Annotated in this window: 21 protein-coding genes and 1 pseudogene; 10 read left to right on the top strand and 12 right to left on the bottom strand. The window is 66.1% G+C overall.

Going from position 1 to position 26,328, the window contains the following annotated elements; all coding sequences use genetic code 11:
• Window positions 1-32: 32 nt before the first annotated feature.
• The gene (locus OHQ90_RS13705) at window positions 33-2,321 is read right to left on the bottom strand and encodes a hypothetical protein (protein WP_328410599.1); all 2,289 of its coding nucleotides are present in this window, start codon (window positions 2,319-2,321) and stop codon (window positions 33-35) included.
• Window positions 2,322-2,682: 361 nt separating this feature from the next.
• Between OHQ90_RS13705 and OHQ90_RS13700 the strand changes: the two genes are divergently transcribed.
• From OHQ90_RS13700 to OHQ90_RS13690, 3 genes are read left to right on the top strand one after another with little or no spacing between them, the layout of a single operon-like run.
• A complete protein-coding gene (locus OHQ90_RS13700) occupies window positions 2,683-3,135 on the top strand; it encodes a hypothetical protein (RefSeq protein WP_328410597.1) in 453 nt (150 codons plus the stop codon).
• 26 nt (window positions 3,136-3,161) lie between these two features.
• The gene (locus OHQ90_RS13695; protein ID WP_328410595.1) at window positions 3,162-3,854 is read left to right on the top strand and encodes a response regulator transcription factor; all 693 of its coding nucleotides are present in this window, start codon (window positions 3,162-3,164) and stop codon (window positions 3,852-3,854) included.
• Window positions 3,851-5,557, top strand: coding sequence for a sensor histidine kinase (locus OHQ90_RS13690; protein ID WP_328410593.1), 1,707 nt, complete (start codon window positions 3,851-3,853; stop codon window positions 5,555-5,557). The genes OHQ90_RS13695 and OHQ90_RS13690 overlap by 4 nt, the downstream gene beginning before the upstream one ends.
• 137 nt (window positions 5,558-5,694) lie before the next feature.
• On the opposite strand, the gene lepA is transcribed toward OHQ90_RS13690, so the two are convergent.
• Window positions 5,695-7,554, bottom strand: coding sequence for a translation elongation factor 4 (gene lepA, locus OHQ90_RS13685; RefSeq protein WP_328410591.1), 1,860 nt, complete (start codon window positions 7,552-7,554; stop codon window positions 5,695-5,697).
• A 198-nt stretch (window positions 7,555-7,752) separates the two neighbouring features.
• Here lepA and OHQ90_RS13680 point away from each other — a divergent pair, with 198 nt between their 5' ends.
• Window positions 7,753-8,331 (top strand): type II toxin-antitoxin system PemK/MazF family toxin, encoded by a 579-nt coding sequence (locus OHQ90_RS13680; RefSeq protein ID WP_328410589.1) that lies wholly within the window; start codon window positions 7,753-7,755, stop codon window positions 8,329-8,331.
• A gap of 2 nt (window positions 8,332-8,333) precedes the next feature.
• Window positions 8,334-8,768: pseudogene (locus OHQ90_RS13670) on the top strand (DUF5360 family protein).
• A gap of 125 nt (window positions 8,769-8,893) precedes the next feature.
• On the opposite strand, the gene OHQ90_RS13665 reads toward OHQ90_RS13670, so the two are convergent.
• From OHQ90_RS13665 to OHQ90_RS13650, 4 genes are all read right to left on the bottom strand, one after another.
• Window positions 8,894-9,679, bottom strand: a complete 786-nt coding sequence (locus tag OHQ90_RS13665) for an aquaporin (RefSeq protein WP_328410585.1) — start codon at window positions 9,677-9,679, stop codon at window positions 8,894-8,896.
• 257 nt (window positions 9,680-9,936) lie between these two features.
• Window positions 9,937-10,779: a transglutaminase family protein gene (locus OHQ90_RS13660; protein ID WP_328410583.1), complete on the bottom strand. Its 843-nt coding sequence runs from the start codon at window positions 10,777-10,779 to the stop codon at window positions 9,937-9,939.
• Window positions 10,776-11,750, bottom strand: coding sequence for an alpha-E domain-containing protein (locus OHQ90_RS13655; RefSeq protein ID WP_328410581.1), 975 nt, complete (start codon window positions 11,748-11,750; stop codon window positions 10,776-10,778). The genes OHQ90_RS13660 and OHQ90_RS13655 overlap by 4 nt, the downstream gene beginning before the upstream one ends.
• Window positions 11,750-13,297, bottom strand: coding sequence for a circularly permuted type 2 ATP-grasp protein (locus OHQ90_RS13650; protein ID WP_328412819.1), 1,548 nt, complete (start codon window positions 13,295-13,297; stop codon window positions 11,750-11,752). Before OHQ90_RS13650 ends, OHQ90_RS13655 begins: the two co-directional genes overlap by 1 nt.
• A 420-nt stretch (window positions 13,298-13,717) precedes the next feature.
• Between OHQ90_RS13650 and rpsT the strand changes: the two genes are divergently transcribed.
• Window positions 13,718-13,978, top strand: coding sequence for a 30S ribosomal protein S20 (rpsT, locus tag OHQ90_RS13645; RefSeq protein WP_328410579.1), 261 nt, complete (start codon window positions 13,718-13,720; stop codon window positions 13,976-13,978).
• A 272-nt stretch (window positions 13,979-14,250) separates the two neighbouring features.
• The gene (locus OHQ90_RS13640; RefSeq protein WP_328410577.1) at window positions 14,251-14,514 is read left to right on the top strand and encodes a hypothetical protein; all 264 of its coding nucleotides are present in this window, start codon (window positions 14,251-14,253) and stop codon (window positions 14,512-14,514) included.
• Between the two features lie 3 nt (window positions 14,515-14,517).
• Here OHQ90_RS13640 and OHQ90_RS13635 read toward each other — a convergent pair whose 3' ends face one another.
• The gene (locus OHQ90_RS13635; protein ID WP_328410575.1) at window positions 14,518-15,345 is read right to left on the bottom strand and encodes a helix-turn-helix domain-containing protein; all 828 of its coding nucleotides are present in this window, start codon (window positions 15,343-15,345) and stop codon (window positions 14,518-14,520) included.
• A gap of 114 nt (window positions 15,346-15,459) precedes the next feature.
• Between OHQ90_RS13635 and OHQ90_RS13630 the strand changes: the two genes are divergently transcribed.
• Together OHQ90_RS13630 and OHQ90_RS13625 are read left to right on the top strand one after the other, a co-directional pair.
• Window positions 15,460-16,530 (top strand): aldo/keto reductase, encoded by a 1,071-nt coding sequence (locus tag OHQ90_RS13630; protein WP_328410574.1) that lies wholly within the window; start codon window positions 15,460-15,462, stop codon window positions 16,528-16,530.
• 165 nt (window positions 16,531-16,695) lie between these two features.
• A complete protein-coding gene (locus OHQ90_RS13625) occupies window positions 16,696-16,959 on the top strand; it encodes a DUF2798 domain-containing protein (protein WP_328410572.1) in 264 nt (87 codons plus the stop codon).
• A 9-nt stretch (window positions 16,960-16,968) separates the two neighbouring features.
• Here OHQ90_RS13625 and OHQ90_RS13620 read toward each other — a convergent pair whose 3' ends face one another.
• The 5 genes from OHQ90_RS13620 to OHQ90_RS13600 form a co-directional block, all read right to left on the bottom strand.
• Window positions 16,969-17,262, bottom strand: coding sequence for a hypothetical protein (locus tag OHQ90_RS13620; RefSeq protein ID WP_328410570.1), 294 nt, complete (start codon window positions 17,260-17,262; stop codon window positions 16,969-16,971).
• 801 nt (window positions 17,263-18,063) lie between these two features.
• The gene (gene holA, locus OHQ90_RS13615; protein WP_328410568.1) at window positions 18,064-19,035 is read right to left on the bottom strand and encodes a DNA polymerase III subunit delta; all 972 of its coding nucleotides are present in this window, start codon (window positions 19,033-19,035) and stop codon (window positions 18,064-18,066) included.
• Window positions 19,036-20,506: 1,471 nt separating this feature from the next.
• Window positions 20,507-20,671 (bottom strand): hypothetical protein, encoded by a 165-nt coding sequence (locus tag OHQ90_RS13610; RefSeq protein ID WP_328410566.1) that lies wholly within the window; start codon window positions 20,669-20,671, stop codon window positions 20,507-20,509.
• Between the two features lie 239 nt (window positions 20,672-20,910).
• Window positions 20,911-23,718, bottom strand: coding sequence for a ComEC/Rec2 family competence protein (locus OHQ90_RS13605; RefSeq protein ID WP_328410564.1), 2,808 nt, complete (start codon window positions 23,716-23,718; stop codon window positions 20,911-20,913).
• 132 nt (window positions 23,719-23,850) lie between these two features.
• The gene (locus OHQ90_RS13600; RefSeq protein ID WP_442941460.1) at window positions 23,851-24,723 is read right to left on the bottom strand and encodes a helix-hairpin-helix domain-containing protein; all 873 of its coding nucleotides are present in this window, start codon (window positions 24,721-24,723) and stop codon (window positions 23,851-23,853) included.
• A gap of 607 nt (window positions 24,724-25,330) precedes the next feature.
• Between OHQ90_RS13600 and ligD the strand changes: the two genes are divergently transcribed.
• Entirely contained in the window at window positions 25,331-26,281 is a 951-nt protein-coding gene (gene ligD, locus OHQ90_RS13595) for a non-homologous end-joining DNA ligase (protein WP_328410560.1), read from the top strand.
• The last annotated feature ends 47 nt before the right edge of the window (window positions 26,282-26,328 follow it).

Raw genomic sequence — 26,328 nt, 5'->3', positions numbered from 1 at the left:
GCACCCCGTATCGCGCTCTCGATGCGCTCCGACTACAGCAGCGCGCTGTCGAGTCCGCCGGCCAGCTGGTGGTGCGCGTCGTGCATGCTCGCCTCCGGCATCAGCGGGGTGGACAGGCCGCCCGCGGACAGCAGCGTGAACGCCGAAGGGTCGTAGTACATCGACGGATCGGTGTGTGACAGCAACGCGCTCATCGGGTCGTCGAGCTCGCCCGCGATCCCGTGCGGCTTCGGGTCCAAGCTCATAGGAGGCTTCATCGGGGTGACAGGCCCCGCTCCGGCCGGGAGGGGGTTCTGCGCGGTCGGCAGTTCGACGTCCATCGTCGGCGTGATCGGGATCATCGTCGGCGCGGGCGCGGCGTGCGAGACCGTCGGCTGCGGCAGCGAAGGCTGCTGGGTCGGTACGACCACCGTCGGGATCTCGGCACTCGGCTGAGTGTGTGTGGAAGGGGTGGTCTGCCCGGTGCCCGCGCCGCCGCCGGTGCTCGGCAGCGTCATGTCGTCGTCCGGCGTGGTGGGGCGCGTCGGAACGACGGTCGTGCCCGGGGTCTGGGTGCCGGGCAGGCCCGGTGTCTTGGTCACGTCGATCCCGGTGCCCGCGCCCGGCGTCGGCGTGAGAACCGCCGTCGGCAGCTTGGTGGTGCCGAGGTCGGGCAGCTCCGTGGTGCCGGGATCGGTGATGACGTTGCCCGGGGTCGGCACGGTGAGGGTGATGGTGGTCGGGATGGTCGGCAGCGTCGCGGTCGGCACCAGGGTCAGGGTGGGCAGCAGGTCCACCACCGGCTTCACCGGAACCGGCGGCACAGGCTGGTCGAACAGTGTGGGCAGCACCGCGGCGGGCGCGGTCAGCGGCGACGGACCCGGTGGCGGCGCAAGCACATTGGCGATCGGCGTGCTCGCCGCGTCCGGCTGGATGGTGGTCTGCAGCGGGGTGGCCGCCACCGGCTGCACGACATTCACCACGGGTGCGGGCGGCGCGATCGGCGCGGGCACCGGCGCGATCGGCTGCGCCGCGACCGTGGACAACGCGGGCGGCGCCACCGCAGGGGCAGCGGCAGGAGCCACCGGCTGATGACTTACCCCACTGTTGCCGAGACCCGAAGTGCCCGAACTACTTCCGTGCTGATCCGCCGTCGTGCGCCCGGACGGGCCCGCCGGGTGCGTGCCGTGACCGCCGTGGTCGAACCAGTCGTTGAACCGATCGACCTGATCACCGACGTTGCTACCCGCGGCCGCGACGACCTTCAGATCCGCGGAGGCTTCCACCTTCAGGTCGGTGCTCATATACGCACCCTTGGGGCCGATGCCGACGTCCACGGTGAACTCGGTGTGCACCCGTACCCCGGCTTGCGCGCCGAGGTATATGCCGAAGTCGCCGTTGCCGACTCCGTCGAAAGGATGGCCCGACGCCCCGTCGGACATCCCGTCCAGGTAGTGACCGGACATCCCGTCGAACATGTGGCCCGGCACCGCATTCGGCGTTTCGTCGTACATGTGGCCCGGCACGGCGTCCGTCGCTTTATCGCTGACCGCTTGCACTTTCGCGCTCTCCGCAACCGGAACCCTGGTCAGGCCGAACACGTTCCCCGGCGGGACGAAACCACCGCCATCGGGAAGGCCGAAGCCATGACCGGAGGGGCCCAACCCCTGCCCGGGCAGCCCGAAACCAGGTCCGCTCTCGGTCGAATCGTCTTCTTCCGACTTGTCGGCCTTGCCGCCGGTGATCGCGTCCCACCAGCTGGGCGCGTGCCACTCGGGCAGTTGGAATCCGGGAAGACCCGACGGTGCATGCGTTTGCGGTGTCGGGTCACCCCATTCGGTAGTGGACGGCGCGCGGAACGTGGGTACGTCGCCGGATTCCGACCAATTCGGTTTGGTGGACTCCGACCAGTTCGGCGTCGAGGGGGTGTGCCCCTCGGGCGCACCCACCCGGATGTAGGGGCCGTTGGACGGCGCGTGTCCGTTGGGAGCCACCGGCGCGGTCGGGAAGGACGGCAGCTGGAAGCCGTGGTGGCTGTCGCGAGCGAGCGGCGGCGCGGGGATCGAATGCGGGTCCGGCTCCGGGAAAGTCACCACCGGGCTCGGCGCATCGGGTTCCGGATCGCTGCTGCCCGCAGCCCAACCGGTGTGCCAGCTGTCGAGCCGTTGCGAACCGGGATGGGAGGGTGCGCCACCGCCGTTGGACGCCACCAGGGCGCCGCCGGTCACGTAGGCGCCCGCCCTCGCCACCCGCGCTACGCCGGTGGCAATGCGGTACGCGGTATCGCCCGCGCGGTCGTCAGCTTCGGTGTCGTTGCTGTCGAAGGGCAGGTCACTCGTCATGCAAGCTCCACTCTCGGGGTTCCAGCATCCTCACCAACGCCGGGCAGACCCGAGTGAAGATCACCTAACGATATTTCCGGAAATCACAGCTGTCACATTCTCCGGCCACCCTGCCATGGCAATTACCAGAACGGAAGCCCTTTTTCCCGGGGCATTCCAAACCGGACGCAGCCTCAAAATATGTGCCGCTACCGGGGCCGATCCCAACCGCGGACGCCCCCTCGCGCACGTGCACCGAAGTCGTGTCGACGAAGATTAAGAGATCTCTAACAAATGCTCAAGGGGCGCTGAAGATCCACTACCTACCTTCGATCTCGCGCCGTCGATCGGTCGGCGGCATCGCAGCGAAGGAGACCTCAGCATGACGGCACTCACCGGACGCCGCCGAGCCCGCATCGCCGCCGTCCTGACCGGGACGGCACTCACAGGCGGGGCGGCCGCCATCGTCGCGGGCGTCGCGTCCGCCCACCCACCGCCGCCGGCCGAACCCGGCGGCCCCACCATTGTCTGCACTATCCAGGCCCCGCCGGATATGCCGCTGCCTTCCGGGCCTGTCCGCATCGAGCAGGTCGAACCACTGCCCACCGAGCCGGGCCCGCACGTCCGCATCGAACGCGCCGAACCGCTGCCGCCGGGCGTTGCCCTCCCGGACTGCCCCGATATCGACCCGCACGGCATCATTTCGGTCCGGCCTGCGGAGCCCGGTGGGCCGCAGGTGATTATCGAAAGGGGCAGACCAGGCGAATCCGGCGTCGGCTACGTACAACCCGCACAACCTGCGCGGATCGCGCCGACCGGCAGTAGCGGCAGCTGATCGATCAGCGGCTCTATGGTGGCCCCATGACCCGACAACGCATCTTGGTCGTGGACGACGAGGTTCGAGTTCTCGCGTCCCTGCAACGCGGGCTCGAACTCTCGGACTTCGAAGTGATCACCGCGGGCGACGGCGCGGCAGCGCTGACGATGGTCCGCACAGCCGCGCCCGACGCCATGGTGCTCGATGTGAACATGCCGAATCTCGATGGGGCGGGCGTGGTTACGGCGCTGCGCGCCATGGGCAACGACATCCCCATCTGCGTGCTCAGCGCCCGCACCGCGGTGACCGACCGCATCGCCTGTCTGGAACGTGGCGCCGACGACTACCTCACCAAGCCCTTCGATCTCGGTGAACTGGTCGCGCGGTTGCGCGCGCTGCTGCGCCGCAGACCACCGATCGCCGAACAGCCCGCCGATCTGTGCCGCGTCGGCCGGGTCGACATCGACCATGCCGGACACCGGGTGCGGTCGAACGGCGCGACGGTGGAGCTGACCAAACGTGAATTCGAGGTGCTCGCATTGCTCGCCAGAAACATCGGCATCGTGCTCGGCCGCGAGCAGATCTTGTCGGCGGTATGGGGTTACGACTTCACCACCGACACCAATGTGGTCGATGTATTCGTCTCCTATCTGCGCCGGAAGTTGGAGGCATCGGGTGCGCCGCGAGTGATCCACACTGTGCGCGGTGTCGGGTTCGTGTTGCGGGAGCAGCCGTGAACGATCGCCTCGAGGACACCGCCACGCGCGTCGTCGCGACCATCCGGAACAGCGGCGCAGCGCTCTCACTGCAGGCTCGGGTGGCACTGGTCTCCGGCGTCGTCGCCGCGCTCGTCGCCGTCACCCTCGGCATCGCCTACACTGCCCTACTCGACACCACCGGCTCCCGGCAGTTCGACGAGACGGTGTCGAGCATGGGCGTCGCGGTGGCACAACCTGCGGAAATCCCACCGCACCTGCGGATTCCGCCGCTCCTGGAGCTTCGGTCACCGGGAGCCGCGCTGCCGGGCGTTCTACCACCAGAAGCCGCGGTACCAAGCCTTCCGCTGCCCGGGGCTGCGATACCAGGCCTTCCACCGCCGGGAGCCGCGGTGCCCAGCGACGCGCCATCGGGATCCGCTGTCCCATGCCTTCCACTGCCAAGAGCCGCGGTACTGAGCCTTTCACCGCCGGGAGCCGTGGTGCCCGGCGGCGCGCCATCGGGATCCGCTGTAGCAGACCTTCCGCCGCCGGGGGCAGCGGTACCAGTCATTGCGCCACCGGGATCCGCCCTACCGGGATTCCCGCTGCCCGCACCGGCAATCGCGGCTCCCGGCGACGTCCGCACCACGGTCGAGGGCATGCCGGGACTGATCGTGCGACTGGAACCCGACCGCTCACTGGTGGACTCGGCAATCCGGCGCAGCCAATTGACCGGACTGGCGATCGGGCTCGCAGGCATCCTCGTCGCCGCGGTGCTCGGCTGGTTCCTGGCCGGGTACGCGGCCCGACCGCTGCGCAGACTGGCCACCGCGACGCACGGCATCGAGACCCTGGAACAGCTGCCACCGCTGTCGGGTCGCGGAGCGCGCGAAGCCGAAGAACTCTCCGACGCCATCACCCGAATGCTGACCCGGCTGGAGGCCGCACACGGCGCGACCAACCGTGCCCTGGCCAGTGCCCGCGACTTCGCCGCCGTCTGCGCACACGAGCTGCGCACTCCGCTCACCGCCATGCGCACCGACCTGGAAGTGCTGGCCACCAAGGACTTACCGGCCGAGCAGCAGCGCACGGTGCTGTCCGACGTGCTGCTCGCCGAGCGCCAGATCGAGAACACCCTCACCGATCTGGAACGGCTTGCCGTCGGCGAACTCACCGAATCCGATGCCTTCGAACCGTTCGAGCTGTGCGAAACCCTCGACCGCGCGGTCCAGAATGCTCGACGCAGGCATCCCGAGGTGCAGATCGACCTCACCGAATGCAGCCCAACTCTGGTGACCGGCCTGCCGGGCGGGCTCATGTTGATCGTCACCAATGCGGTCGCCAACGCGGTGCAGCACGGCCACGCGCGGACCATCACCGTCGCGGCCCGCCGGTTGCGTGCAGACAAGCCGAGCGCCACCAGCTCGACCACGGGTGGCACGAACTATGCCGCCCCGACCACGGGCGATCCCAACACGGACGATCCGACCGCGGGCGTCGAAATCCTCATCGACGACGACGGCACCGGCATCCGCAGCGACCTGCGCCCCGACGCCTTCGACCGTTTCGTCAAAGGTCCTGGCTCCCACGGTTCGGGTCTGGGGCTCGCACTGGTCCGCCAGCAAGCCGAACTTCATTCGGGCACAGCCGAACTCGACCACAGCCCGCTCGGTGGGACCCGTCTTCGGGTATGGATCGCAACACCGGAGTCCCAGACGGAACTCAATCGACCCAGTCTTTGAGCGGCGTGGTGTCCAGCGTGATGTCGACCGGAGCGGGAAGCGTCACCTCACGTCCGAAGGCATAGCTGTGGGTGTCCTGGTAGTAGCCATCCCCATCGGGCTGGCTGTGTACTTATGCGCCCCGACCCCGTCTACTACTACTTGCCCTTCGGCTTATCGGACGCCGCGTCCGAAGACAACGCCGCGACGAAGGCTTCCTGCGGAACCTCCACGCGACCGATGGTCTTCATCCGCTTCTTGCCTTCCTTCTGCTTCTCCAGCAGCTTGCGCTTACGGCTGATGTCACCGCCGTAGCACTTGGCGAGCACGTCCTTGCGGATGGCGCGAATGTTCTCGCGGGCAATGATCTTCGAGCCGATGGCGGCCTGGATGGGCACCTCGAACTGCTGACGCGGGATGAGCTCGCGCAGCTTGGTTGTCATCTTGTTGCCGTAGGCCTGGGCGGCGTCCTTGTGCACGATCGCGGAAAACGCGTCCACCGCCTCGCCCTGCAGCAGGATGTCCACCTTGACCAACTGTGAAATCTGCTCGCCCGACTCCTCGTAGTCGAGGCTGGCATAGCCACGGGTGCGCGACTTCAACGAATCGAAGAAGTCGAAGATGATCTCGGCCATCGGCATGGTGTAGCGCAGCTCGACGCGGGTCTCCGACAGGTAGTCCATGCCACCCAAGTCGCCGCGGCGCTGCTGACACAGCTCCATGATCGAGCCGATGAACTCGCTCGGCGAGATGACAGTGCACTTCACCTCCGGCTCGAAGACGGTGCGCACCTTGCCTTCCGGCCAGTACGAGGGGTTGGTCACGATGTGCTCGGTGCCGTCCTCCATCACCACGCGGTACACCACGTTCGGCGCGGTGGAGATCAGGTCGAGATCGAACTCGCGCTGCAACCGCTCACGGGTGATCTCCATGTGCAGCAGGCCGAGGAAGCCGCAGCGAAAGCCGAAGCCGAGCGCTACGGAGGTTTCCGGCTCGTAGGTCAGCGCGGCATCGTTGAGCTGCAGCTTGTCCAGGGCGTCACGCAGATCGGGATAATCCGAGCCGTCCACCGGGTAGAGACCCGAGTACACCATCGGGCGCGGCTCGCGGTAACCGGTGAGCGGTTCGGTGGCGCCGTTGCGAGCGGCGGTCACGGTGTCGCCGACCTTGGACTGGCGCACGTCCTTCACACCGGTGATCAGGTAGCCGACCTCGCCGACGCCGAGACCCTGGGTGGGCTTGGGTTCCGGGGAGACAATGCCGACCTCGAGCAGTTCGTGGGTCGCGCCGGTGGACATCATCTTGATCTTCTCGCGCGGCACGATCTTGCCGTCCACCACACGGACGTAGGTGACCACGCCACGGTAGGTGTCGTAGACGGAGTCGAAGATCATCGCGCGGGCGGGCGCATCCGGATCGCCGACCGGCGCGGGGACGGTCTTGATCACCTCGTTGAGCAGCTCCGCGACACCGACGCCGGTCTTGCCGGAAACGCGGAGCACATCGTCGGGTTCGCAGCCGATGATGTGCGCGATCTCGCTGGCGTAGCGATCGGGGTCGGCGGCGGGCAGGTCGATCTTGTTCAGCACCGGGATGATCGTCAGATCCTTGTCCAGCGCGAGATACAGATTCGCCAGCGTCTGCGCCTCGATACCCTGCGCCGCGTCCACCAGCAGCACCGCGCCCTCGCACGCCTCGAGCGCCCGCGACACCTCGTAGGTGAAGTCGACGTGGCCGGGTGTGTCGATCAGATGCAGCACGTAGTCGGTGCCGTCCACCTGCCACGGCAGCCGGACATTCTGGGCCTTGATGGTGATACCACGCTCGCGCTCGATATCCATCCGGTCCAGATACTGGGCGCGCATCTGCCGCTCTTCGACCACACCGGTCAGCTGCAGCATGCGATCGGCCAGCGTCGACTTTCCATGGTCGATGTGCGCGATGATGCAGAAGTTCCGGATCCGCGCGGGATCGGTGAACGTCGTGTCGGCGAAGCTGGCGGGCACTCCACTCCTCATTGGTATCGGCAAACTGTCGTCTATCGTCCCATGGGCGGTGTAGAGCGATCGCCATCGGTTGGCCGTTGTCCAGGTCACAGTCGATCTGTCCGAGCCATCAGGTGTCCCCGTTGCGCCGCGCGATCGGCACATTCGCCGCCGTACCAGTCGAATTCCCGCGCGGATGTGAGAACGGCGGCGCGCCGTTATTCTCCAGAGATGGCCCGAAGTTGGAACTCTCTCGGCAAGCAGCTAGGCCTCATCGCGAAGGAACAGGGTCCCAAGATCGTCAAACAGCAGGGACCGCAGCTTGTCGACAAGCTGCGACGCTCGTCATTGCTGGAACGCGCGGTCGGCTCGATCGCGCAACGCAGGACACCCGCCGTCGCCGTGCGCCCCACTGCCTCCAGGCCCGTACCGACGGCCGAGCGCGCCAGGCAGATCGTCTACGCACCACAGCTGGACGGCCGCGCCGACCCCGGCGAGATCGTGTGGACCTGGGTTCCCTACGAAGAGGACCCGAATAACGGCAAGGACCGTCCCGTCCTGGTCGTCGGGCGCGATCGCAAGACCCTGCTCGGGCTGATGCTTTCGTCGAATCCGGAGCGGGCGCACGACCGCAATTGGGTCGGGATCGGCAGCGGCAGTTGGGATCACGCGGGCAGGCCGAGTTGGGTCCGCCTCGATCGGGTGCTCGACGTGCCCGAGGACGGCATCCGTAGAGAAGGCGCCATCGTGGAACGCAAGACATTCGACCTGGTCGCACACCGGCTGGTGATCGAATACCACTGGAGCTGAGAATGATCGACAGGGTCCTCGGGCCGACCAAGGTCGCCATGCTGATCACCGACATCGGCTTTCTGATCTATTGGGCGATCGCCTTCGCCCATTTGATCCCGCCGGAATTCGCGTACAAGGACTAGGACTACACCGATCCGGTGCTCAGCGACTGGAACTTCTCGTTCGTCGCGCTCGACCTGGCCGCCAGCGCAACCGGCCTCGCCAGTCTGTGCCGCGGCAACGGCTCGCGAACGCTGATGACGGTGTCGCTCACCCTGACCAGCACCGCGGGACTCCAGGCGATCGCATTCTGGGCCCTGCGCGGCGACTTCAGCCTCACCTGGTGGATCCCGAACCTCTTCCTGCTGTTGTTCCCGATCCCCGCCCTGGTCACGCTGACCTGCGGCGCGGCACCTCGATCCGGTGCTGCGGCCGAATCGGGAGCGGTCCGCTAGCGACGTGCTCACCGAACGAACTCCGCTGATCACTTCGCGGGAGCGGCCCGGCATCGCACGAGCCCGGGCCGACGCGTCCATCGGAACGTGCGACCCGGGCTCGGGTTGTTCGGTAGGCCGGATGCTCAGCTGATCATTTCGCGAGAGCGGCCGAAGAGCAGGCCGTAGACCAGCGCACCGAGGACGCCGCCGATCAGTGGGAAGACGACGAAGGCCCAGACTTGGCCCATCGCGCCGTCCTGATAGGGCGCGACGGCGAGGGCACGGGCCGGGTTGATCGCCGCGTTGTCCACCGGGATCGCGACCAGATGGATGACGGTCAGGGTGACGCCGATCGAGAGGCCGGCCAGCGGGACGTCGGAAAGCTGGTCGGTCGAGGCGAGCACCACGAACACCAGCAGCGCCGTCAGCATCACCTCGATGATGATCACCGCGGCCAGGCCGTAGCCGTTTTCGATGATGACCTTGCCGAGCGGACCGGTCTTCGCCGACGGGCTGTGCTTACCCCAGCCGTTGGCGGCGAGCCCGTCGGCCGCGCGATCGTAGGACGGCAGGTTCTTCGCGAGGGCGAACAGCACGAGACCGGCCAGGAACGCGCCGACGAGCTGGGCGATCACGTAGCCTGCCGCGGTGAGCGCCGACAACCGGCCGAGCAGCAGCTGACCGACGGTCACCGCCGGATTCACGTGGCAGCCCGAGATCGGCCCGATCGCATACACCAAGAACAACAGGGTCAGCCCGAAGGCGAACGCCACACCGAGCGCACCTACCCGCTGACCGGCCAGCACCGCGGTGCCGACACCCCCGATGACAAGAACGAACGTGCCGAGCGCTTCGGCGGCCCATTTCTTGGAGTCGGGAGTCGGTGCTAGCTCTGTGGCTTCCTCGATGACTTCCTGAGCAGTGGGCATACATGTCACCTTCCGAGAGAACACCCCGCGTGCACGGGGAGCACACTGGTTCTGCCTGAGGTCCTGCTGCGTTCGATAGTGCCGAAGTAGTCGATCCGTTCGGGACGTTACGCGAGGTAGTAGTGCTCCACAACAACCCTCGACCTGCGACGACCGATTTCCCGGACACCTCGGTGGCTCGCCGGGTGCGCCCAGAACCTGGCCGATCGCCGATTCGCGGGCATCGGCGACTGGATAAAGCGCGAAAAGGCCGCGGTCTAGGCGAGACGGGTGATCTCCACGACGACCTCGAGGTCCGTGGAGCCGCCACCGGAAAAGATTCCCTTCAGCGGCGGCACATCCGCGTAATCGCGGCCGACCCCGACTGATACGTGCTGTTCGTTGATGGCGATGTTGTTGGTCGGGTCATAGCCCCACCACTGGCCGGTCCATGCCTCGATCCAGGCGTGCGATTGACCGGCCACCGTGGTGTTGATCTCGGCCTCCGGATGCGGATGCAGGTACCCGGAGACGTAGCGGCTCGGTATGCCCATGCTGCGCAACAGGACAAGGGTGAGGTGCGCGTAGTCCTGGCAGACGCCTTGCCGCTCGGCGAACGCCTGCACGGCCGAGGTGTGCACGGAGGTGGTTCCGGCCAGGTAGGTCATCTCCTGATGCACCCATTCAGCTGCTCGCACCACAGCTTTCGCCGGTGGCACCCCGCGCGCCAGCTGCCGCGCGACGGTCGCCAGTTTCCGATCCGTCGGCACATAGGTGGTGGCGGCGAGCATTTCGTCGAACCGATCGGCGATCTGTTCGCGGCGCAGCTCTTCCCAGCCCAGTTCCTCGGCCGGACCGGCGAACGGCTCGGTCTCCACCACCGAGGAGCCGGTGACCTCCAATTCGGTGTGCGGCGCATGCAGGTCGAAGGAGGTGACCGCGGTGCCCCAATAGTCGGTATAGCGGTAGGAGCGGGTCGAGGGCACCGTCTCCACCCGATTGAGGATGACGTTCTGCCTGCTGTCGGCGCGTGGGGTGAGCCGGGCCTCGTTGAACGACCGGGTGACCGGCGCGTCGTACACATAACCGGTGGTGTGCACCACCCGAATCCGCCAGCTCACAGTTCTCCCTCCACCTGCGCGTGGTTGTCGTGACTGCTGCGCAGATCGGTCCACGCCACCCACGGCGCGGCATGGAAATATTGCAGCGCGATCGCCTCGCCGACCTCGCGGAAGTTCCGCTGCAGCAGCAGCAACCGATTCTGCAGGTCCTCCAGCAGCACACCGGGCGGCAGGAATTCGAGTTCACTGCGGGCCCGGCCGAGTAGTCGCTGTGCCTCGTGGCGTGCGCCGACCCGGCTGGTCGGCCGTTGGTCGAGTTCGGCGAGACAGTCCTCGGCAACCCGCACCGAATGGAACAGCGACCGCGGGAAAAGCCGGTCGAGCAGAATGAATTCGGCCACCAGATTGGCGTCGAGCGCACCGCGATGGGTGCGCAGATAGGTGTCGTGCGCGCCCGCCGAGCGCAGCACCGTCACCCAGGCCGGTGACGAGGTGCGGTCACCAGCTCGCGAAAGCAGTAGCCGCACAGTCATATCCGCACGTTCGATGGAGCGGCCGAGCAGCAGGAACCGGTAACCGTCGTCGCGACTGAGCGTCGAATCCGACAGTCCGGCGAACATCGCCGCCCGGTCCTTGATGTAGTGGAAGAACTCGTGCGGCCCGAGGCTGCGGGCGGCGCGTTCGGCGGCCGCCAGCCCGATATAGGTGGCGTTCAGGCACTCCCACATTTCGCTGGAGGCGACTTCTCTTGCGCCCCTGGCATTCTCGCGAGCATTCGCGATCGAGTTGGTGATCGACGCACCGTGCTCGGGACTGAACGCCACCAGATCGGTGACCGACCAGACATCGAGTTCGCCCGCGGGCGGCTCGATACCGAGCACCCGCAACAACACTCGCGAAGTACGGTCCGGATCGACCGTCGCATCCTCCAGCAGCTGATGCACCGCAACGTCGAGGATGCGTGCGGTGTCGTCGGCGCGCTCGACGTAGCGTCCGATCCAGTACAGCGATTCGGCATTGCGGGCCAGCATCAGCGCACCGCCCTCGTACCGGATTGTCGCTGCTCTTGTTGTTGCTGCTGCTGTTGCTGATTCGACTGCTCGGCAGTCAGTTCCCGGCCGAGTTCACGCGAATCCGATTGCGGCGGTTCGCTGACCAGCTCCGCACCCGCCAGTTCCCGGTCGGCGAGCGAGTCGCGTCCGGACAACACCCAGGTGTCCTTGCTGCCGCCGCCCTGACTCGAGTTGACCACCAGGGAGCCCTCCGGCAGCGCGACCCGGGTCAGCCCGCCGGGCAGCACCCAGATGTCGTCACCGTCGTTGACCGCGAAAGGCCGCAGGTCGACGTGGCGCGGCACCAGTTCGTTGCCGATCTTGGTCGGCACGGTGGACAACTGAACCACCGGCTGCGCGACCCAGCCACGTGGGTCCGCCTTGATCCTGCGACGGGCGGCGTCCAACTCGCGCAGCGTGGCGTCCGGTCCGATGACGATGCCGTAGCCGCCGGACCCCTCCACCGGCTTGACCACCAACTCACCGATCCGGTCGAGCACCTCCGCACGCTCGTCGTCCAGCCAGCAGCGGTAGGTGTCGACGTTCGGTAGCACCGGCTTCTCGCCGAGGTAATACTCGATGATCGTCGGTACATAGGCATAGATCAGCTTGTCGTCGCCGACGCCGTTGCCGATCGCGCTGGAGACGACGACATTGCCCGCGCGTGCGGCATTCAGCAGACCCGCGACGCCGAGCACCGAATCGGGGCGGAAGTGCATCGGGTCGAGGAAACCGTCGTCGATGCGCCGGTAGATCACGTCGACCTGCCGCTCCCCCGCCGTGGTGCGCATGTATACGACGTTGTCCCGGCAGAAAAGGTCCCTGCCCTCGACCAACTCCACGCCCATCTGCCTGGCCAGCAGCGAATGCTCGAAGTAGGCCGAGTTGTCAACGCCGGGGGTCAGCACGACGACCGTCGGATCGGCCTCGTTCGGCGCGGCCGAAGCGCGCAGCGCCCGCATCAGATGACTCGGATAGTCACCCACCGCACGCACCCGATGCGAGGAGAACAGGTCCGGGAAGACCCGTGCCATGGTGCGGCGATTCTCCATTACATAGGAGACACCTGATGGGGAACGCAGGTTGTCCTCGAGGACGCGGAATTCGCCGTGTTGGTCGCGGACCAGGTCAATGCCCGCGACGTGGATGCGCACGCCGTTCGGCGGCACCAGCCCGGCGGCCTCCCGGTGGAAATGTTGGCAGGAGGTGACCAGGCGTTTCGGGATCACCTCCTCGCGCAGAATGTTCTGCTCGCCGTAGATATCGGCGAGGAACAGCTCCAGCGCGGTCACCCGCTGCTTGATGCCGCGCTCGAGTTTGTTCCATTCGGCGGCCGCGATGACCCTGGGCACCAGATCCAGCGGGAACGGCCGCTCCTGACCCGACAGCGAGAACGTGATGCCCTGATTGATGAAGGCGCGATCGAGGGCGTCCGAACGCGCCGCGAGATCCGCGACGTCGATGGGCGCGAGCGCGGAGAAGATGCCTTTGTAGGGCTGCCGGACCCGGCCCGAGCTGTCGAACATCTCGTCGAAGGCCTGGTCATAACGGCCGGGTCGATAGCCCTCGAACAGTCCGGTAGAAGGTGCTCGCTCATGGCCACGCGCACGTCCGTTCGACCGGACCGGCGGCGGCACAGGAGATCGGGCCGATCGCGGCGGCGAGGCGGAGGTCATGCAAGAATCGTGCGCCATGCAGCGGCTTTGCCGTGTGAGACACAGGTAAATTTCTTGCATCACTCCCGCGTTGCGGGTGAAAATTCTGTTCGACAAACTGGCGGGTCCCGCAGCGGTGGCTCGGGCGCCGGATGCACCGATTTCGTGTGCCAAGCCGTGGCTGGTACCCTCGATCTTCGGCGTTGCGTTACCGATTTACTTCGGGTGTGTCGCACGCTCGCAAACTTTTCAGCACAGTCCATTCAGCGACAGGAACACGAGGAAACAGGCGTGGCCAACATCAAGTCCCAGATGAAGCGGATCCGCACCAACGAGGAAGCGCGCAAGCGCAACCAGTCGGTCAAGTCCGCTCTGCGCACTGCGATCCGCAGCTTCCGCGAGGCCGCGGCCACAGGCGACAAGGACAAGGCTGCCGAGCAGCTGCAGTTCGCCAGCCGCAAACTGGACAAGGCTGCCTCGAAGGGCGTCATTCACGCCAACCAGGCTGCCAACAAGAAGTCGGCGCTCGCGCTGGCCCTCAACAAGATCTAGTCCGCCGGTATCGCGAGATACCGCATGTGCTTTTGACGCAGCCGCCGTGGCCTCGATGACCACGGCGGCTTTTGTCGTGCCCACCGACACGAGACGGCCACACGACGCCGTGTCGGCGCACCGCCGAGGCCGTGATCTGCGGGGACGAGCGCGGCAGGAGAATGGTGTGTGAACGGTTTCGGGCAAACGCCCGGCGTCCTCCGAATCGGCGGTAGTGTCTGCCAGGCGAGGGCACTCGTCAGCAATGTTTTCACCAATGATTGGAGTTACCGTTGGACGGCGACCGCAACACCATTACGTTGTATGCCAACCAGACCGTGGTTCGGTCCGAGGACCTGCCCGATGTCATCCGGGCTGCCGACGTTCTCCAGATCGGTCTGAAGATCGAGAACATCATGGTTCCCGCAGGTGAGGGCGCGTACTCGTTGGAGTGGATCGTCACCCGTGACGACGACGTGCCGTTCTACGAGGAATGGGACGGCCGCTACGAGGACTCCGACGAGGAAGACGAGCTGACGCTCGCCTCCGTCGAGTAGTTCTCAGGACTCGGCCAACCGGTCCAGCGCCGTTCGGGAATCGGCGTCCGCGGCTCGATAGATGATGATCCGCTGGTCGGGGTCCTGGATCGGCATCAGTACTTCGTAGTTGACGACCAAAGGCCCCACCACCGGATGCCGCAATGGCTTCCGGCCGCGACCGTTCACCCGCACATCATGCCTGTCCCAGGCCCGTGCGAATTCCTCGCTGCGGGTGAACTCGGCAATCAGGTCCGCAAGGGCCTGATCGTCGGGGTGCGCCGCCCATGCGGCTCGCAGGTCAGCGATGCCTTCTCGGATGATCCGTTCCCGGTCGGCATAGAAGTCGCGCATATCAGGGTGCATCAGGCACAGCCACATCGAGTTGCGCTGGCCCGGCGGCAAGGTGTCGAAATCGACGATCAACCTGGCCATTTCCCGGTTCCACGCCAGAATGTCGTAGCGATGATTGACCAGCATGGCAGGCAGCGGGGAAAGATCCTCGACCAGCATGACGAGCTCGGGCGCGGCCACCGTGCTCGGTTTGCCCGTGTCGGGCTGACGCTGCTGGGCCAGGTCGAACAGATAGGCGCGCTCGTCGGTGTCCAGCCGCAACGCACGCGACAGCGCCTCCAGCACGTCGGCGGACGGACGTAGGCCCCGCCCCTGCTCCAGGCGGACGATGTAATCGATACTGACCCCTGCCAATTCGGCGACTTCCTCGCGCCGCAGGCCGGGCGTGCGGCGGGCCTGCCTGCGCTCGGGCAGCCCGAGGTCGCCGGGGGTGAGGCGCTCCCGCCGGGCCCGCAGGAAGGCCGCAAGTTCCTGTGTCGCGTTCACCGTGCCAGTCATCACCTTCGATCCTACGACTGGGTGGTACTGGCTTTCCCAGGAAGAACCTTCCCTTATCGTCGGCCTCGCGCCGTTCCAGACTTGCTGTCGAACGAACGACGACAGGAGCCCGACATGTCCACAGGCCTCACCCTCGACACCTACCGGCTGCTCGGCCGCTCGGGGCTGCGGGTTTCCCCGCTGTCCCTCGGCACCATGACCTTCGGCGCCGACTGGGGCTGGGGCGCCGACAAGGACGAAGCCCGCAAGATTTTCGACACCTATGTGGAGCGTGGCGGCAATTTCATCGACACCGCCAGCCAGTACACCAACGGCACCTCCGAGCAGCTGCTCGGCGAGTTCACCGCGGACAATCGCGAAAGCCTTGTGCTGGCAACCAAATACACGATGCTGCGGCGACCGAGCGACCCCAACTCCGGGGGCAACCACCGCAAGAGCATGTTCGCTTCGGTGGAGGCGAGCCTGCGCAGGCTGAACACCGACTACCTCGACGTGCTGTACCTGCACGCCTGGGATTTCCGCACCCCGGTCGAGGAGATCCTGCGCGCGATGGACGACCTGGTCCGTGCGGGCAAAGTGCTCTACGTCGGCATTTCCGACGCACCGGCGTGGCAGGTCTCGCGCATGCAGGCCATCGCGGATCTGCGGGGCTGGTCACCGCTGATTGCGCTGCAGATCGAATACAGCCTCATCGAACGGACCGTCGAGCGCGACCTCATTCCGATGGCGCAGGAAATGGGTCTTGGTGTGATCCCGTGGTCGCCACTGGCCAGCGGCGTGCTGACCGGCAAGTACAGCAGCGCCGACCTGGCGGATGATGCGGAGGCATCGCCGGAAGGCTCGCGCAAGAATGTGGCCGCCGCCAACGGCTCGCTCACCGCGCGCGGTCTTGCCATCGCCGATGTGGTGAAAGAGGTTGCGGCGCAACTGGGTAAGGCGCCGTCGCAAGTGGCGCTCGCCTGGACGCTACGCAACCCCGCAGTTACCGCACCGATCATCGGCGCCCGCACAGCCGCACAGCTCGAGGACAATCTCGGTGCCCTCGATGTCGAGTTCGACCCGGCGCAGGTGGCTCGGCTGGAACAGGCCAGCGCTATCGACCTCGGTTTCCCGCACGAGTTCCTGGCCAGGCCGATGACGCAGAGCGTCACCTTCGGCGACCTGAAGGTGCAAGAGCGCAACTGAATTCGGCACGGTTCGCGGCGGTGCAGAGCTGGCTCGCACCGCCGCGAACCGCTGCCCTATGCTCGGTGCCGCGACATCGCGTCGCCGTAAGCGTTCACGTCAACCAACGCACCGGTTCTGCCGCCCGGCGGAATCGCTGCTGTGACGACCTTACGGAGTGAACCGATGACTTCCGCGAACACCAACTCCCGCACCGGTTTCAAGCTGCCCGCCCGCTATGCGTCGGTGCTCTTGCCGATGCTGCTGTCGATCCTGATGACCTGCATCGTCTCCCTGATCAGCACCCTGATGAGCGATGGCCTCGCGGTCGGGATGTGGCTGCGCTCGTGGGCGGTGTCCTGGCCCATCGCCTTCCCCACCCTGCTCCTGGTGCTGCCGCTGGTACGCCGGGCCACGGCGGCACTGGTGCAGGCACCGAAAGTGGTGTGAGGCAACGCCTTACCTCGGATAATGCTGATCCGGCGTCGCCGGGGCAGGTGGCTGCCACGCACCCGCCGTCTGCGCCTGGTGCAGCAGTTCGGGGACACGCTGGTGAGGCACTTCCGATTCCGCTCCGCACCACGTGCACTGCACGGTGTGCTTGGTCTTCAGCGCGAAGAGCGGAATGAAGAAAAGCGTGAACTTGGTGACGAGTTTGCGCAGAGCGTGCGCCGCCGGATTGTGGCAGTTGCCGCATACCAGCGTCAGCATGGCGAGTTGCTGGACGGTGCGCCGCCAGCCCCAAATCAACATAGGAAACCCCCAGGATGGAATCGAACGACGTCGACAGTACTCGCATAATCGAGGACCAGCGCACCGTCGGTGGAGTCGGTAGTTCGCTGTCCATGCCGCGGGCGATCGGCACACGATCGTTCGGCCCAGCGGACGTTCGCCATGGCCGACCGGCCAGTTGACGCAGGGGACGGCATCGCCGGCGATGGTGCCGTCGACGGCGTGCCGACATCCGGCGTGGTGGTGACCGATCCAGTGGTCGAGGCGGTGTCGGTGGCCTGATCGGCGGGCTTTGTGGACGGGTGCTCGACCTGGTGGTCGGGACGTGCGCGCCGAAGGCGGCGCGCACGTCGTAGTGCAGCACCGGGAGAGTGCGGAATTCGACGGTCGGGTTGTCGGACGAGCCGGAGGTGCGCAGGAAGTCCCGGCCATCGGAGCACACAAGCGTCCGGCGGCTATCAGGGAAAACATGTCGCCCTGGGCAACGATGGCCGGTCCGTCGGGCTGAACAGGCCAAAGCCCGTTCACGCGGTCGGTCGGAGAGCACGACATCGCGGTGCGCGACGTCCATCAGGGTCGGGGTGGGCGGCGGCGGGGAGCTTTCGATAGATGTCAACTACTTCCGCGGCGCGATCGATTGGTGGTCGAGGAGAAAACGTCGCCTTCACGCGGCCATTCGCCGGGATTTCGGCATCTCCCCACAGACGTCGAGTGTCCGGCGGGTTATCAAGGAAATGCATGCCGCTGTGGCCACGATGGCCGATGCGCTGAACAGGCCGAAGCCCCGTTCACTAGACCGGCCGGAAAAGCGCGTCGCTTCGGTCAACCTGCGGAGTGCAGGTCCAGGATCCGGGTGAGAGCGTGTTCCAGGGCGTAGTCGGGGTCGGCGGCGCCACCCTTGACGTCGGCGTTCAGGGTGGCGACCACTTGGAGGGCGGAGCCGATGGTTGCCGAGCTCCAGCCGCGGGCCTGGGCTTGGGCTTTCTTCACTTTCCATGGGGGCATGCCCAGCTGTTGGGCCAGCTTGAAGGGGTCGCCGCGACCCGCGGAGCCGACACGGGCGATGGTGTGTACGGAGTCGGCGAGTGCGTCGGCGAGGAGGACATGCGGGACGCCGCGATCATTGGCCCAGCGCAGTGCTTCCATCGCGCCGGGACGGTCGCCCGCGACGGCCAACTCGGCGACGTCGAAGCCGGAAACCTCCGCTTTCCCGGAGTAATAGCGGCGAACGGCCGCGACGTCGATCTTGCCGCCGGTGTCGGCGGCAAGCTGCGAACACGCGGCGGCGAGCTCACGCAGCTCCGAACCGACCGCCTCCAACATCACCTGCACAACCTCGCCCGACACCCGCACCCCCGCGGCCCGGAACTCGTTGCGCACGAATTCGACCCGCTCGGTCGCCTTGGTCAGCTTGGCGCAGTTGTGCACCTCGGCGCCCATCTTCTGCAGCGCAGGCGCCAGCGCCTTGGCCCGGCCGCCTCCCGAATGCAACACCACCAGCACCGCACCCTCGGGCGGATCCTCGGCGGCCTCGGTGATCACCGCGACGGCATCTTTCCCCGCCTCGGCCGCCGACTCCAACACGATCAACCGCTCCTCGGCGAACAACGAGGGGCTCAACAACTCGGCCAGCTCAGCAGTGCTGGCATCCCCCGCCCGCAACCGATCAACCGGCACCGCGTCACCATCCGGCGCACCCGCCCGAACCTGCGCAGCGATCTGCGCGACCGCCCGCTCGATCAACAACTCTTCTTCGCCGAGAACCAAGTGCACCGCCGCAGCGCGCTCGCTCACGACCGCACCCCGCTGACGCTGAGCTCCCTGGTGCGGGCAACCGACCGCGGCATGATCCGCTCGCTGCACTCGCTCATGACCGCACCTCGCCGGCACTCGGCTCCAGCGCACCCGAAGGCGCCATGTCCCTGATTGGCTCGCCGCGCTCGCTCACGGGCCCGATCCTACGGTCCGCCACCGACAGCTTTTGCCATGACCACGCTGCGCGCTGTCCCGGCCAGAGCTGCCGACACCGACGGCAAAAGAGAGCAGCCCGGGCCCAGACGAGCAACACCCGATCAACCCCCCGACGTTTGTCACACATGCCTCTGATCCAAGCTGTCCGTCAGATTGTCAGCACGCCAGCTCGCAACTTTGGTGTAGTGGCCGGTCCAGCGATTGTCGGCTATCGCGAGACGCGGGTAGACGCCAGCCGAGCCGACCGTGTTTCTTTTCAGTTTTGCTCAGAAACATTATGAGCAAGTTTCGGTATCCAATGCGCAACGATCAAGGCCGGACTCAGGTAGTCACCTTCGGCCGGTTTTCGGGGGATAAAAGAGGTCAACGGTATCTCTTTCCCCGGCTGGCATTCGTCATCGGCTGGGTGAAGACTGAAGAGGGGTGATGAGTTATTACAGTCGGAAATATATCCACACCGAAGGACGCAAAATGTCTACCAAAACCATCAAAATATTCGCCGCAACCGCCATGGCCTTGTCCCTGGGTGTCATCGCCGCTCCCGCGGCATCAGCCGGCACGGTTCCATCCGCTGAGCCCACGTCGACCTCGGCCACACCCACGGATGGATCAATCGCGCTGTGCTTCCCCCTCGGCAGTGTCGTCTGGTGCATCTGAGGCCACCGCCTGAGAAGCCCGCAGAGGCGGGGCTGATGCGATCATCTCCGCATATGCACTTCGGCGCACAACTTCGCCGTTTTTGCTGGTCCAGCTATCGTTTCGGCTGTGGTCTGCGGTTGTGATACCCGAATGCTCAGCCCCGCATGCTGAGCCGCATTCACGTTGCTCCGGCATGCCGAGCTACCTCCTCGTTGCTCCCACATGCTGAGCTTTCTTCGTTGCTCCCGCATGCCGAGCCGCCTCCTCGTTACTAAGGAGATCTGACCGATTGCAATGTCACCACTCGCACTTTCGATCCTGCACCGATGATCACAATGTCGCCGACTGATCGGTGCGGATGACGCCGCTGCCGACGGCGCCGAGCGGCGAGTAGGCCGGGACGCGGGTGACCGAAGGCGTAGTCCACACCGACGCCGACTATCGCGAGGTGCGAGCAAAGGATGAAGAAAGTGTTTCTTTTCAGTTTGCTCGGCAACATTCCGAATAAGCTTCGGTCTCCAGTGCGCAACGATCATACACCGAACCCAGGTGATCACCTTCGGCCAGACTATAGGGGATAAAAGAGGTCAGCGGTATTTCTTGACGCAGTCTGGCATTCGTCGACTGCCGGGGCCACACTGAGGAGGGTGATGAGTTATTGAAGTAAGAAGTTTATCCAAACCAAAGGAAGCAAAATGGCTACCAGAACCGTAAAAATCCTCGCCGCGACCGCCATGGCTTTGTCGCTGGGTGTGATCGCAGCTCCCGCCGCTTCGGCCAGCACGATTCCATCCGCTGAGCCCACGTCGACCTCGGCCACTCCAACCACCGGTGGCTCAATCGCACTGTGCTTCCCTCTCGGCAGTGTCGTCTGGTGCATCTGAGGCCACCGCCTGAGAAGCCCGCAGAGGTGGGTCGAAAGTAGTCCATCCTGGGCCTTCATCCAGTGCGTAAACGCACTGGATGAAGGCCCAGAAAGATCTCCGGACAACGTCTCCGAGTGCGATTGGATTCGCTGAGGGCTGCCGACCACCATGGCGGAGAGAACCGAGCCACAATTCAGCGCAATGTCACCACTTGCATTTTCGATCCTGCACCGGTGATCACGACGTCGCCCAACTGGTCTGTGCGGATCACGCCGCTGCCGGCGCGTGCCAAGTCAGCGAGTAAGCCGGGATGCGGGTGACCGAAGGTGTTGTCCGCGCCGACGCTGACTATCGCGAGGCGAGGGTGGACGGCGGCCAAGAATTCCGCTGCGGTGGTTCGTGATCCGTGATGTGGGACCTTGAGGATGTCGGCCTGGACCGGGGCTCCGGAGTTCAATAGGCGGTGTTGGGCGGGAGCCTCGATGTCGCCGGTCAGCAGGATCCGGCCCGCGGGCGTGGTGGCGGCGATGACGACCGACCGGTCGTTGGCGTCGTCGGCTGCCGCGGTGCCCGCTGACGCTCGCAGAGATGCTGTCGGCGCGAGAACCATCAATTCGACTGCGCCGAAGCTCATTACGTATCCCGCCGACAGTTCCACAACAGGAACACCTGCCCGCGCGGCAGCGGTTGCGACCTGGACCGGCCCATTGGTTGCGGCACGCGCGTGGCTGGTCGGAGCCCGCGGCTTACTGGTCGAACCGTGCGGATCGCCAGACGAGGCACGCGGCCCACTCGTCGTCGCACTCGGATCACCGGTCATGGCGCATGAGCCGGCGGTTCTCGGAGGCGGATCGTCGGTCGCGCTGCATGGGTCGCCGACTGTGGCGTGTGGGCAGCCCTCCGTCATGCCGCACTGGTCGCCGATCGAGGCACACCGTTCACTAGGCGAGGCGCGCGGGCCATCGGTCGCGGCACGCGGGTCGCTGATCGAGCCGCACAGGTCACCGGGGGTGACGTGCGAGTTGGCCGCAGGCGCTGAACTATCGGTGTCATCACCCGTGCCGCCGTTGACGCTGGCCGCGATGTGACGCGAACCGGGTACTGCGGGGAGTTCGCCGGGGCCGACGGCCAGTGCTGCGACCGAGCGTCCTTCGAGTGCGCCGGTGAGGCCACCGATGTGGTCGGCGTGCGGGTGGGTCAGGACAAGCAGGGGGATTCGGGTGATATGGAGGCGATCGAGGCAGGTGCGGATGGCACGGGGTTCCGGGCCGACGTCGATCACTATCGCGGCACCATCGCCGATCGACAGGACTAGCCCGTCTCCCTGTCCGACATCGCAGGCGGCAAGTACCCAGCCGGATGGTGGCCACCATGGGTGCCAGATCCGGAGGGGAAACAAGACGGCCGCTATCCCGAGAAATATTGCGGCCGCGAGTCGGCGCACGATGGCCGACCGTAGGGACCACACGAATACCGCAACGACTGCGGCGGTGATCGAGCCGCCGAACAAGCCACCGGGAAGGTCGATCGTCGCGCCGGGTATTCCTGCCGCGTGTTCGGCAATCGTCAGCAGCCACCACATCGGTGGTCCCGCACAGCGCAGAACCAATTCGGCGGGCAGTTGCCAGATACACGACAACACAGCACCGGTTGCGCCGATCACCGTGATCGGCGCGACAACAGGTGCGACAAGAACATTCGCGAGAACTGCCACAAGACTGAGCTGTCCGGTCAGCGCGACCATGAGCGGAGTGGTCACCACGAACGCGCCTGCCGACACGGCGACGATTTCGGCAGGCATCCGCCACCAACCGCGGGCGCGCAGCCAATCGGCCCAGCTGGGCGCGAGGAGTATCAAGCCGGCCGTGGCGACAACGGACAGCGCGAAACCGGCCCGCACGGCCAGCTCGGGCCATATCGCAAGCAGTCCGAGAACCGCCGCGCACAACGCGGGCAACGCCTGCTTCCTGCGACCGGTGACCAGTGCCAACAAGGTGATCGCGCCCATCGCACCGGCCCGCAACACACTGGGATCCGGCCGCGCCAGCACAATGAACATGAGCAACGCCGCCGCTGCGACCGTCGCGGCAAGACGTGGACCGAGGGTGAGGGCACGCACTACGAGCAGCACTACCGAGAGCAGAATAGTGAAGTTCGCGCCGCTGACGACGCACAGATGTTGCAGCCCAGCTATTTTGAACTCTTCCCGCACGTCCTCAGGCAATGCCGAAGTATCCCCCACGACGAGTGCGGGCAGCAGTCCGGCTGGATCCGCAGGTAGGGCACGAGACGCAGAGGCAGCGAAATCCGTACGCACCGCGGCGGCCACGCGTTGCCACCACGGCAGCCTTCCGACCACGACCGGCCGACCGAGTGCCCGCAACGTGACAACCGAAAGATCCTGATGCCACGGCTGATCTATTCGCGCGCGGAATTCGACCGGCCCGCCGGGCAATAGCTGCGCCCACTCCACACCCGAAGCCAGAATCACCACCACACCACCGGTCCGCACGGTCACCTCACCCTGCCGGTACTCGCGCAGCTCCGCGCGCAACGTCCACCGCCGCTCGCCCGCGAACGAATTGATGCGCACCGGTTTCGGATCATCGATCGGTGTCGCCACAACCCGCACCGACGCACCGATCGCTGTCCGCAACGGATGCGTGGCCACCCGATGCTCCCGCCACGCCCCCGCAATCGCGAACCCCATCCCGAGCAACACCGCCGCGAGCGCGACCACCGCGACGACCCGCCAACGTTCACTGCGGTGCGCAACCGCCCACAGCAACAACACCCACAACCCGATCGCCAGCACCGACAACCCCGCCGCGACCACAAGCCCAACCACCCACCCACCGGTGACCGCCACAATCGTTGCACCCCAACAACACAGCGTCGCAGGCAGCAGCCTCGCATCGAGCACCTGCGGCTCGTCATCCCGATCTTCGTCCCGGTTGTCGCTGTCGCCTGGTCGACGGTCTACCCCAGGCCCGCTACTCATCGGACATGCACCTCTCATGCGCCGCCGCGGAGGGCCTCTCGCCGCGTTGTGAAACCGGCGGACACTGCCGGTCTGTAGTCCTGGGTCTGCATAATCCCCGTGCTCGACCGACCGGCTCGCTCCCCTCGAGCCTCATACCTTCACCAACCCGCGCAGGCGGGCAAGTCGAGCGGGTCCGATGCCGTCTATTTCGCCGAGCTGTTCGATATCGGTGAAGCGGCCATTCTTGGTGCGCCAGGCGATAATTGCGCGGGCGGTCACCGGCCCGACGCCGGGCAACGCGTCGAGGTCGGACTCGGTCGCGATGTTGAGATCTATGCGGGCGGCGGTGGACGATGACGATGCGGAACCCACATGCGGCGCCGGGCGGGTAGCGGTGCGGCCGGCGCTGATGGTGGTGCTGCCCAATTGCATCGGCCCAGGACTTGGGCCGATGGCGCCGACCAGCACCTGATCGCCGTCCTGCAAGCGCTGGGCCAGGTTGAGCCCGCTGAGATCGGCGCCTTCTTTCACACCGCCCGCCGCCGTGATGGCGTCAGCCACTCGAGATCCGTTCGGTATCCGCAACAGGCCGCCGTTGTGCACCAGACCGACAACACTGACGACCAGTTCGACGCCGGTGACGCCCTCGGGGCCGTCGGGCAAGACCGCCGCTGCACCGGCTGGCGTAGCCACAATCGGCGCCGAGGTCAGCTGTGCCGAGGCGCGAACACCGGTCGTCGTGCGTACCGCGGGCATCGGTGGAACGGGCTGCGCGACAGGCCGTTCCCGCAACACCACCACCGTCGCCGCGAGCACCGCCGCCAGCCCGACCAAGGCCAAAGTCACCACACCCCGCCAGCCCGGATCGAACCGCGCACCCCGAAACCGCTCTGGCACAATCCGGTCCCGCCACATCGAGCGACTCCCTGCCTCCGCCAGCCACCCTGGCACGCGGACCTCACCGTCCCCGCCTGCCAGGTCGTGTTCGCCACCGGGCTCACCGTCCGACCCATCCGACTCCATTTCTCTCGCCGGCAACCGGTCGTCATCCCATCGCCCGCCGCCGCGCACACCCTCTACCCGCCCGATCTGCCCCACCCGCTGCGCCTTTCTCGATAGCTGCACTCCACCTGGGGACTGTGTCTCCCGTGCCCGCTCGCCGCCTTCCGATCGCCCATGGGCTACGGGCAGCGCGATACCCCTTGGCCGCCCACGACCTTCTGCCGGGTCGTTTTCTCCGACCAGCTCGCCCTCGCTCGCCGCTGCGGCGATCTCTGTCGCCGACAATCGCGTATGACTGCCGTCCCTCGATGACGGTGTGGGCTCGACCGCGCCGCGAATCCCGAACCCGGCTGTCCTGCTCGCGCCGACCCGGCTCGTCAGTTCGCTGAGGCGCTGGCGGACTCGCCGGCGTTCGTCGTGTCGTGACATGGCGGTGACGGTATTGCGATTCGAATTCCTGGGATCCGCGCTGAACAGCGGATTCGATGGGTCTGTTGATAACCGCGGGGCTGTGGACAACCGCGCCGCGAACGAAACCGACGAAGACAGACCGGTCGGTACTATTCAGAGGGTTGCCAGCACAGCGTTCGAGTTCACGAAGGGACCGGCCGATGTCGGCGAGGCGAGTGTGACACGACTGCCGCACTACGCGGCGATGCTGGCGATGGCGGGTGTCCTCCCCAGCGACGAACAGGGCTGGGCCTACGAAGCCAAATTCGACGGCATTCGCGCCATCGGCTACATCGAGGACGACCTGCGACTGATGTCGCGCAACGACAAGAACATCACCGCAGCCTGGCCCGAGATCGCAGACATCGCTCCCGCAGCCCCTCGATTCGTCGTCGATGGCGAAATCGTCGCCTTCACGGCCGACGGCAGACCTTCGTTCGAGGCCCTGCAACCTCGGATGCACCAGCGCAATCCCGCAAAGATCCACGCGCTCGCCAAGGCCGTCCCGGTCACGTACCTGATCTTCGACCTACTGCACATCGGTGATCGATCGCTGATCGGCCTGCCCTACCAGCAGCGCAGGCAGCTGCTGGAACAGCTCGGCCTCGACGGCCCGCACTGGCAGGTCCCACCCCGCCTGCCCGGCGCCGGTGCCGACGAGCTCGCCGAATCGAAGCGCCGCGGACTGGAAGGCATCGTCTGCAAACGCCTCGACAGCCCCTACCTCTCTGGACGACGCAGCGAATTATGGACGAAGGTCAAGAATGTTCACGATCAAGAAATCGTGATCGTCGGGTGGCGACCGGGCACCGGTCGCCGCGCAGGAGGTATCGGCTCGCTGCTGATGGGAGTTCACGACGCCACCGGAAAGCTGGTCTACGCCGGAGGTGTCGGTACCGGTTTCACCGACACGATGCTCGATGCACTGCAGACGAGACTTCTACCCCTGCAACGCAAAACGGCCACCGTGGCGGCCGATGTCAAAGATGCGGTCTGGGTGGAGCCCGAACTCGTCGGCGAAGTCGTCTTCGCCGAATGGACCGGCGACGGCCGACTCCGACACCCCTCCTGGCGCGGGCTGCGCCCCGACAAGTCACCGCGTGAAGTCATTGCGCCTCCATTGCAATAAATGCAACTTGCTCGACGTCAGGGAATTCGAACCGGAGCGAAGTCCAC

The organism is Nocardia sp. NBC_00403, from assembly GCF_036046055.1.
Taxonomy (GTDB): Bacteria; Actinomycetota; Actinomycetes; order Mycobacteriales; family Mycobacteriaceae; genus Nocardia.
This window is presented reverse-complemented; position numbering and strand designations above follow the sequence as displayed.

What these genes read in the sequence shown, in the direction of transcription:
- OHQ90_RS13705 (WP_328410599.1), bottom strand. Translation starts at nt 2,321, where the DNA reads ATGACGAGTGACCTGCCCTTCGACAGCAACGACACCGAAGCTGACGAC.
- OHQ90_RS13700 (WP_328410597.1), top strand. Translation starts at nt 2,683, where the DNA reads ATGACGGCACTCACCGGACGCCGCCGAGCCCGCATCGCCGCCGTCCTG.
- OHQ90_RS13695 (WP_328410595.1), top strand. Translation starts at nt 3,162, where the DNA reads ATGACCCGACAACGCATCTTGGTCGTGGACGACGAGGTTCGAGTTCTC.
- lepA (WP_328410591.1), bottom strand. Translation starts at nt 7,554, where the DNA reads ATGAGGAGTGGAGTGCCCGCCAGCTTCGCCGACACGACGTTCACCGAT.
- OHQ90_RS13680 (WP_328410589.1), top strand. Translation starts at nt 7,753, where the DNA reads ATGGCCCGAAGTTGGAACTCTCTCGGCAAGCAGCTAGGCCTCATCGCG.
- OHQ90_RS13665 (WP_328410585.1), bottom strand. Translation starts at nt 9,679, where the DNA reads ATGCCCACTGCTCAGGAAGTCATCGAGGAAGCCACAGAGCTAGCACCG.
- OHQ90_RS13655 (WP_328410581.1), bottom strand. Translation starts at nt 11,750, where the DNA reads ATGCTGGCCCGCAATGCCGAATCGCTGTACTGGATCGGACGCTACGTC.
- OHQ90_RS13650 (WP_328412819.1), bottom strand. Translation starts at nt 13,297, where the DNA reads ATGTTCGACAGCTCGGGCCGGGTCCGGCAGCCCTACAAAGGCATCTTC.
- OHQ90_RS13635 (WP_328410575.1), bottom strand. Translation starts at nt 15,345, where the DNA reads ATGACTGGCACGGTGAACGCGACACAGGAACTTGCGGCCTTCCTGCGG.
- OHQ90_RS13630 (WP_328410574.1), top strand. Translation starts at nt 15,460, where the DNA reads ATGTCCACAGGCCTCACCCTCGACACCTACCGGCTGCTCGGCCGCTCG.
- OHQ90_RS13625 (WP_328410572.1), top strand. Translation starts at nt 16,696, where the DNA reads ATGACTTCCGCGAACACCAACTCCCGCACCGGTTTCAAGCTGCCCGCC.
- OHQ90_RS13620 (WP_328410570.1), bottom strand. Translation starts at nt 17,262, where the DNA reads ATGTTGATTTGGGGCTGGCGGCGCACCGTCCAGCAACTCGCCATGCTG.
- OHQ90_RS13605 (WP_328410564.1), bottom strand. Translation starts at nt 23,718, where the DNA reads ATGAGTAGCGGGCCTGGGGTAGACCGTCGACCAGGCGACAGCGACAAC.
- OHQ90_RS13600 (WP_442941460.1), bottom strand. Translation starts at nt 24,723, where the DNA reads ATGGAGTCGGATGGGTCGGACGGTGAGCCCGGTGGCGAACACGACCTG.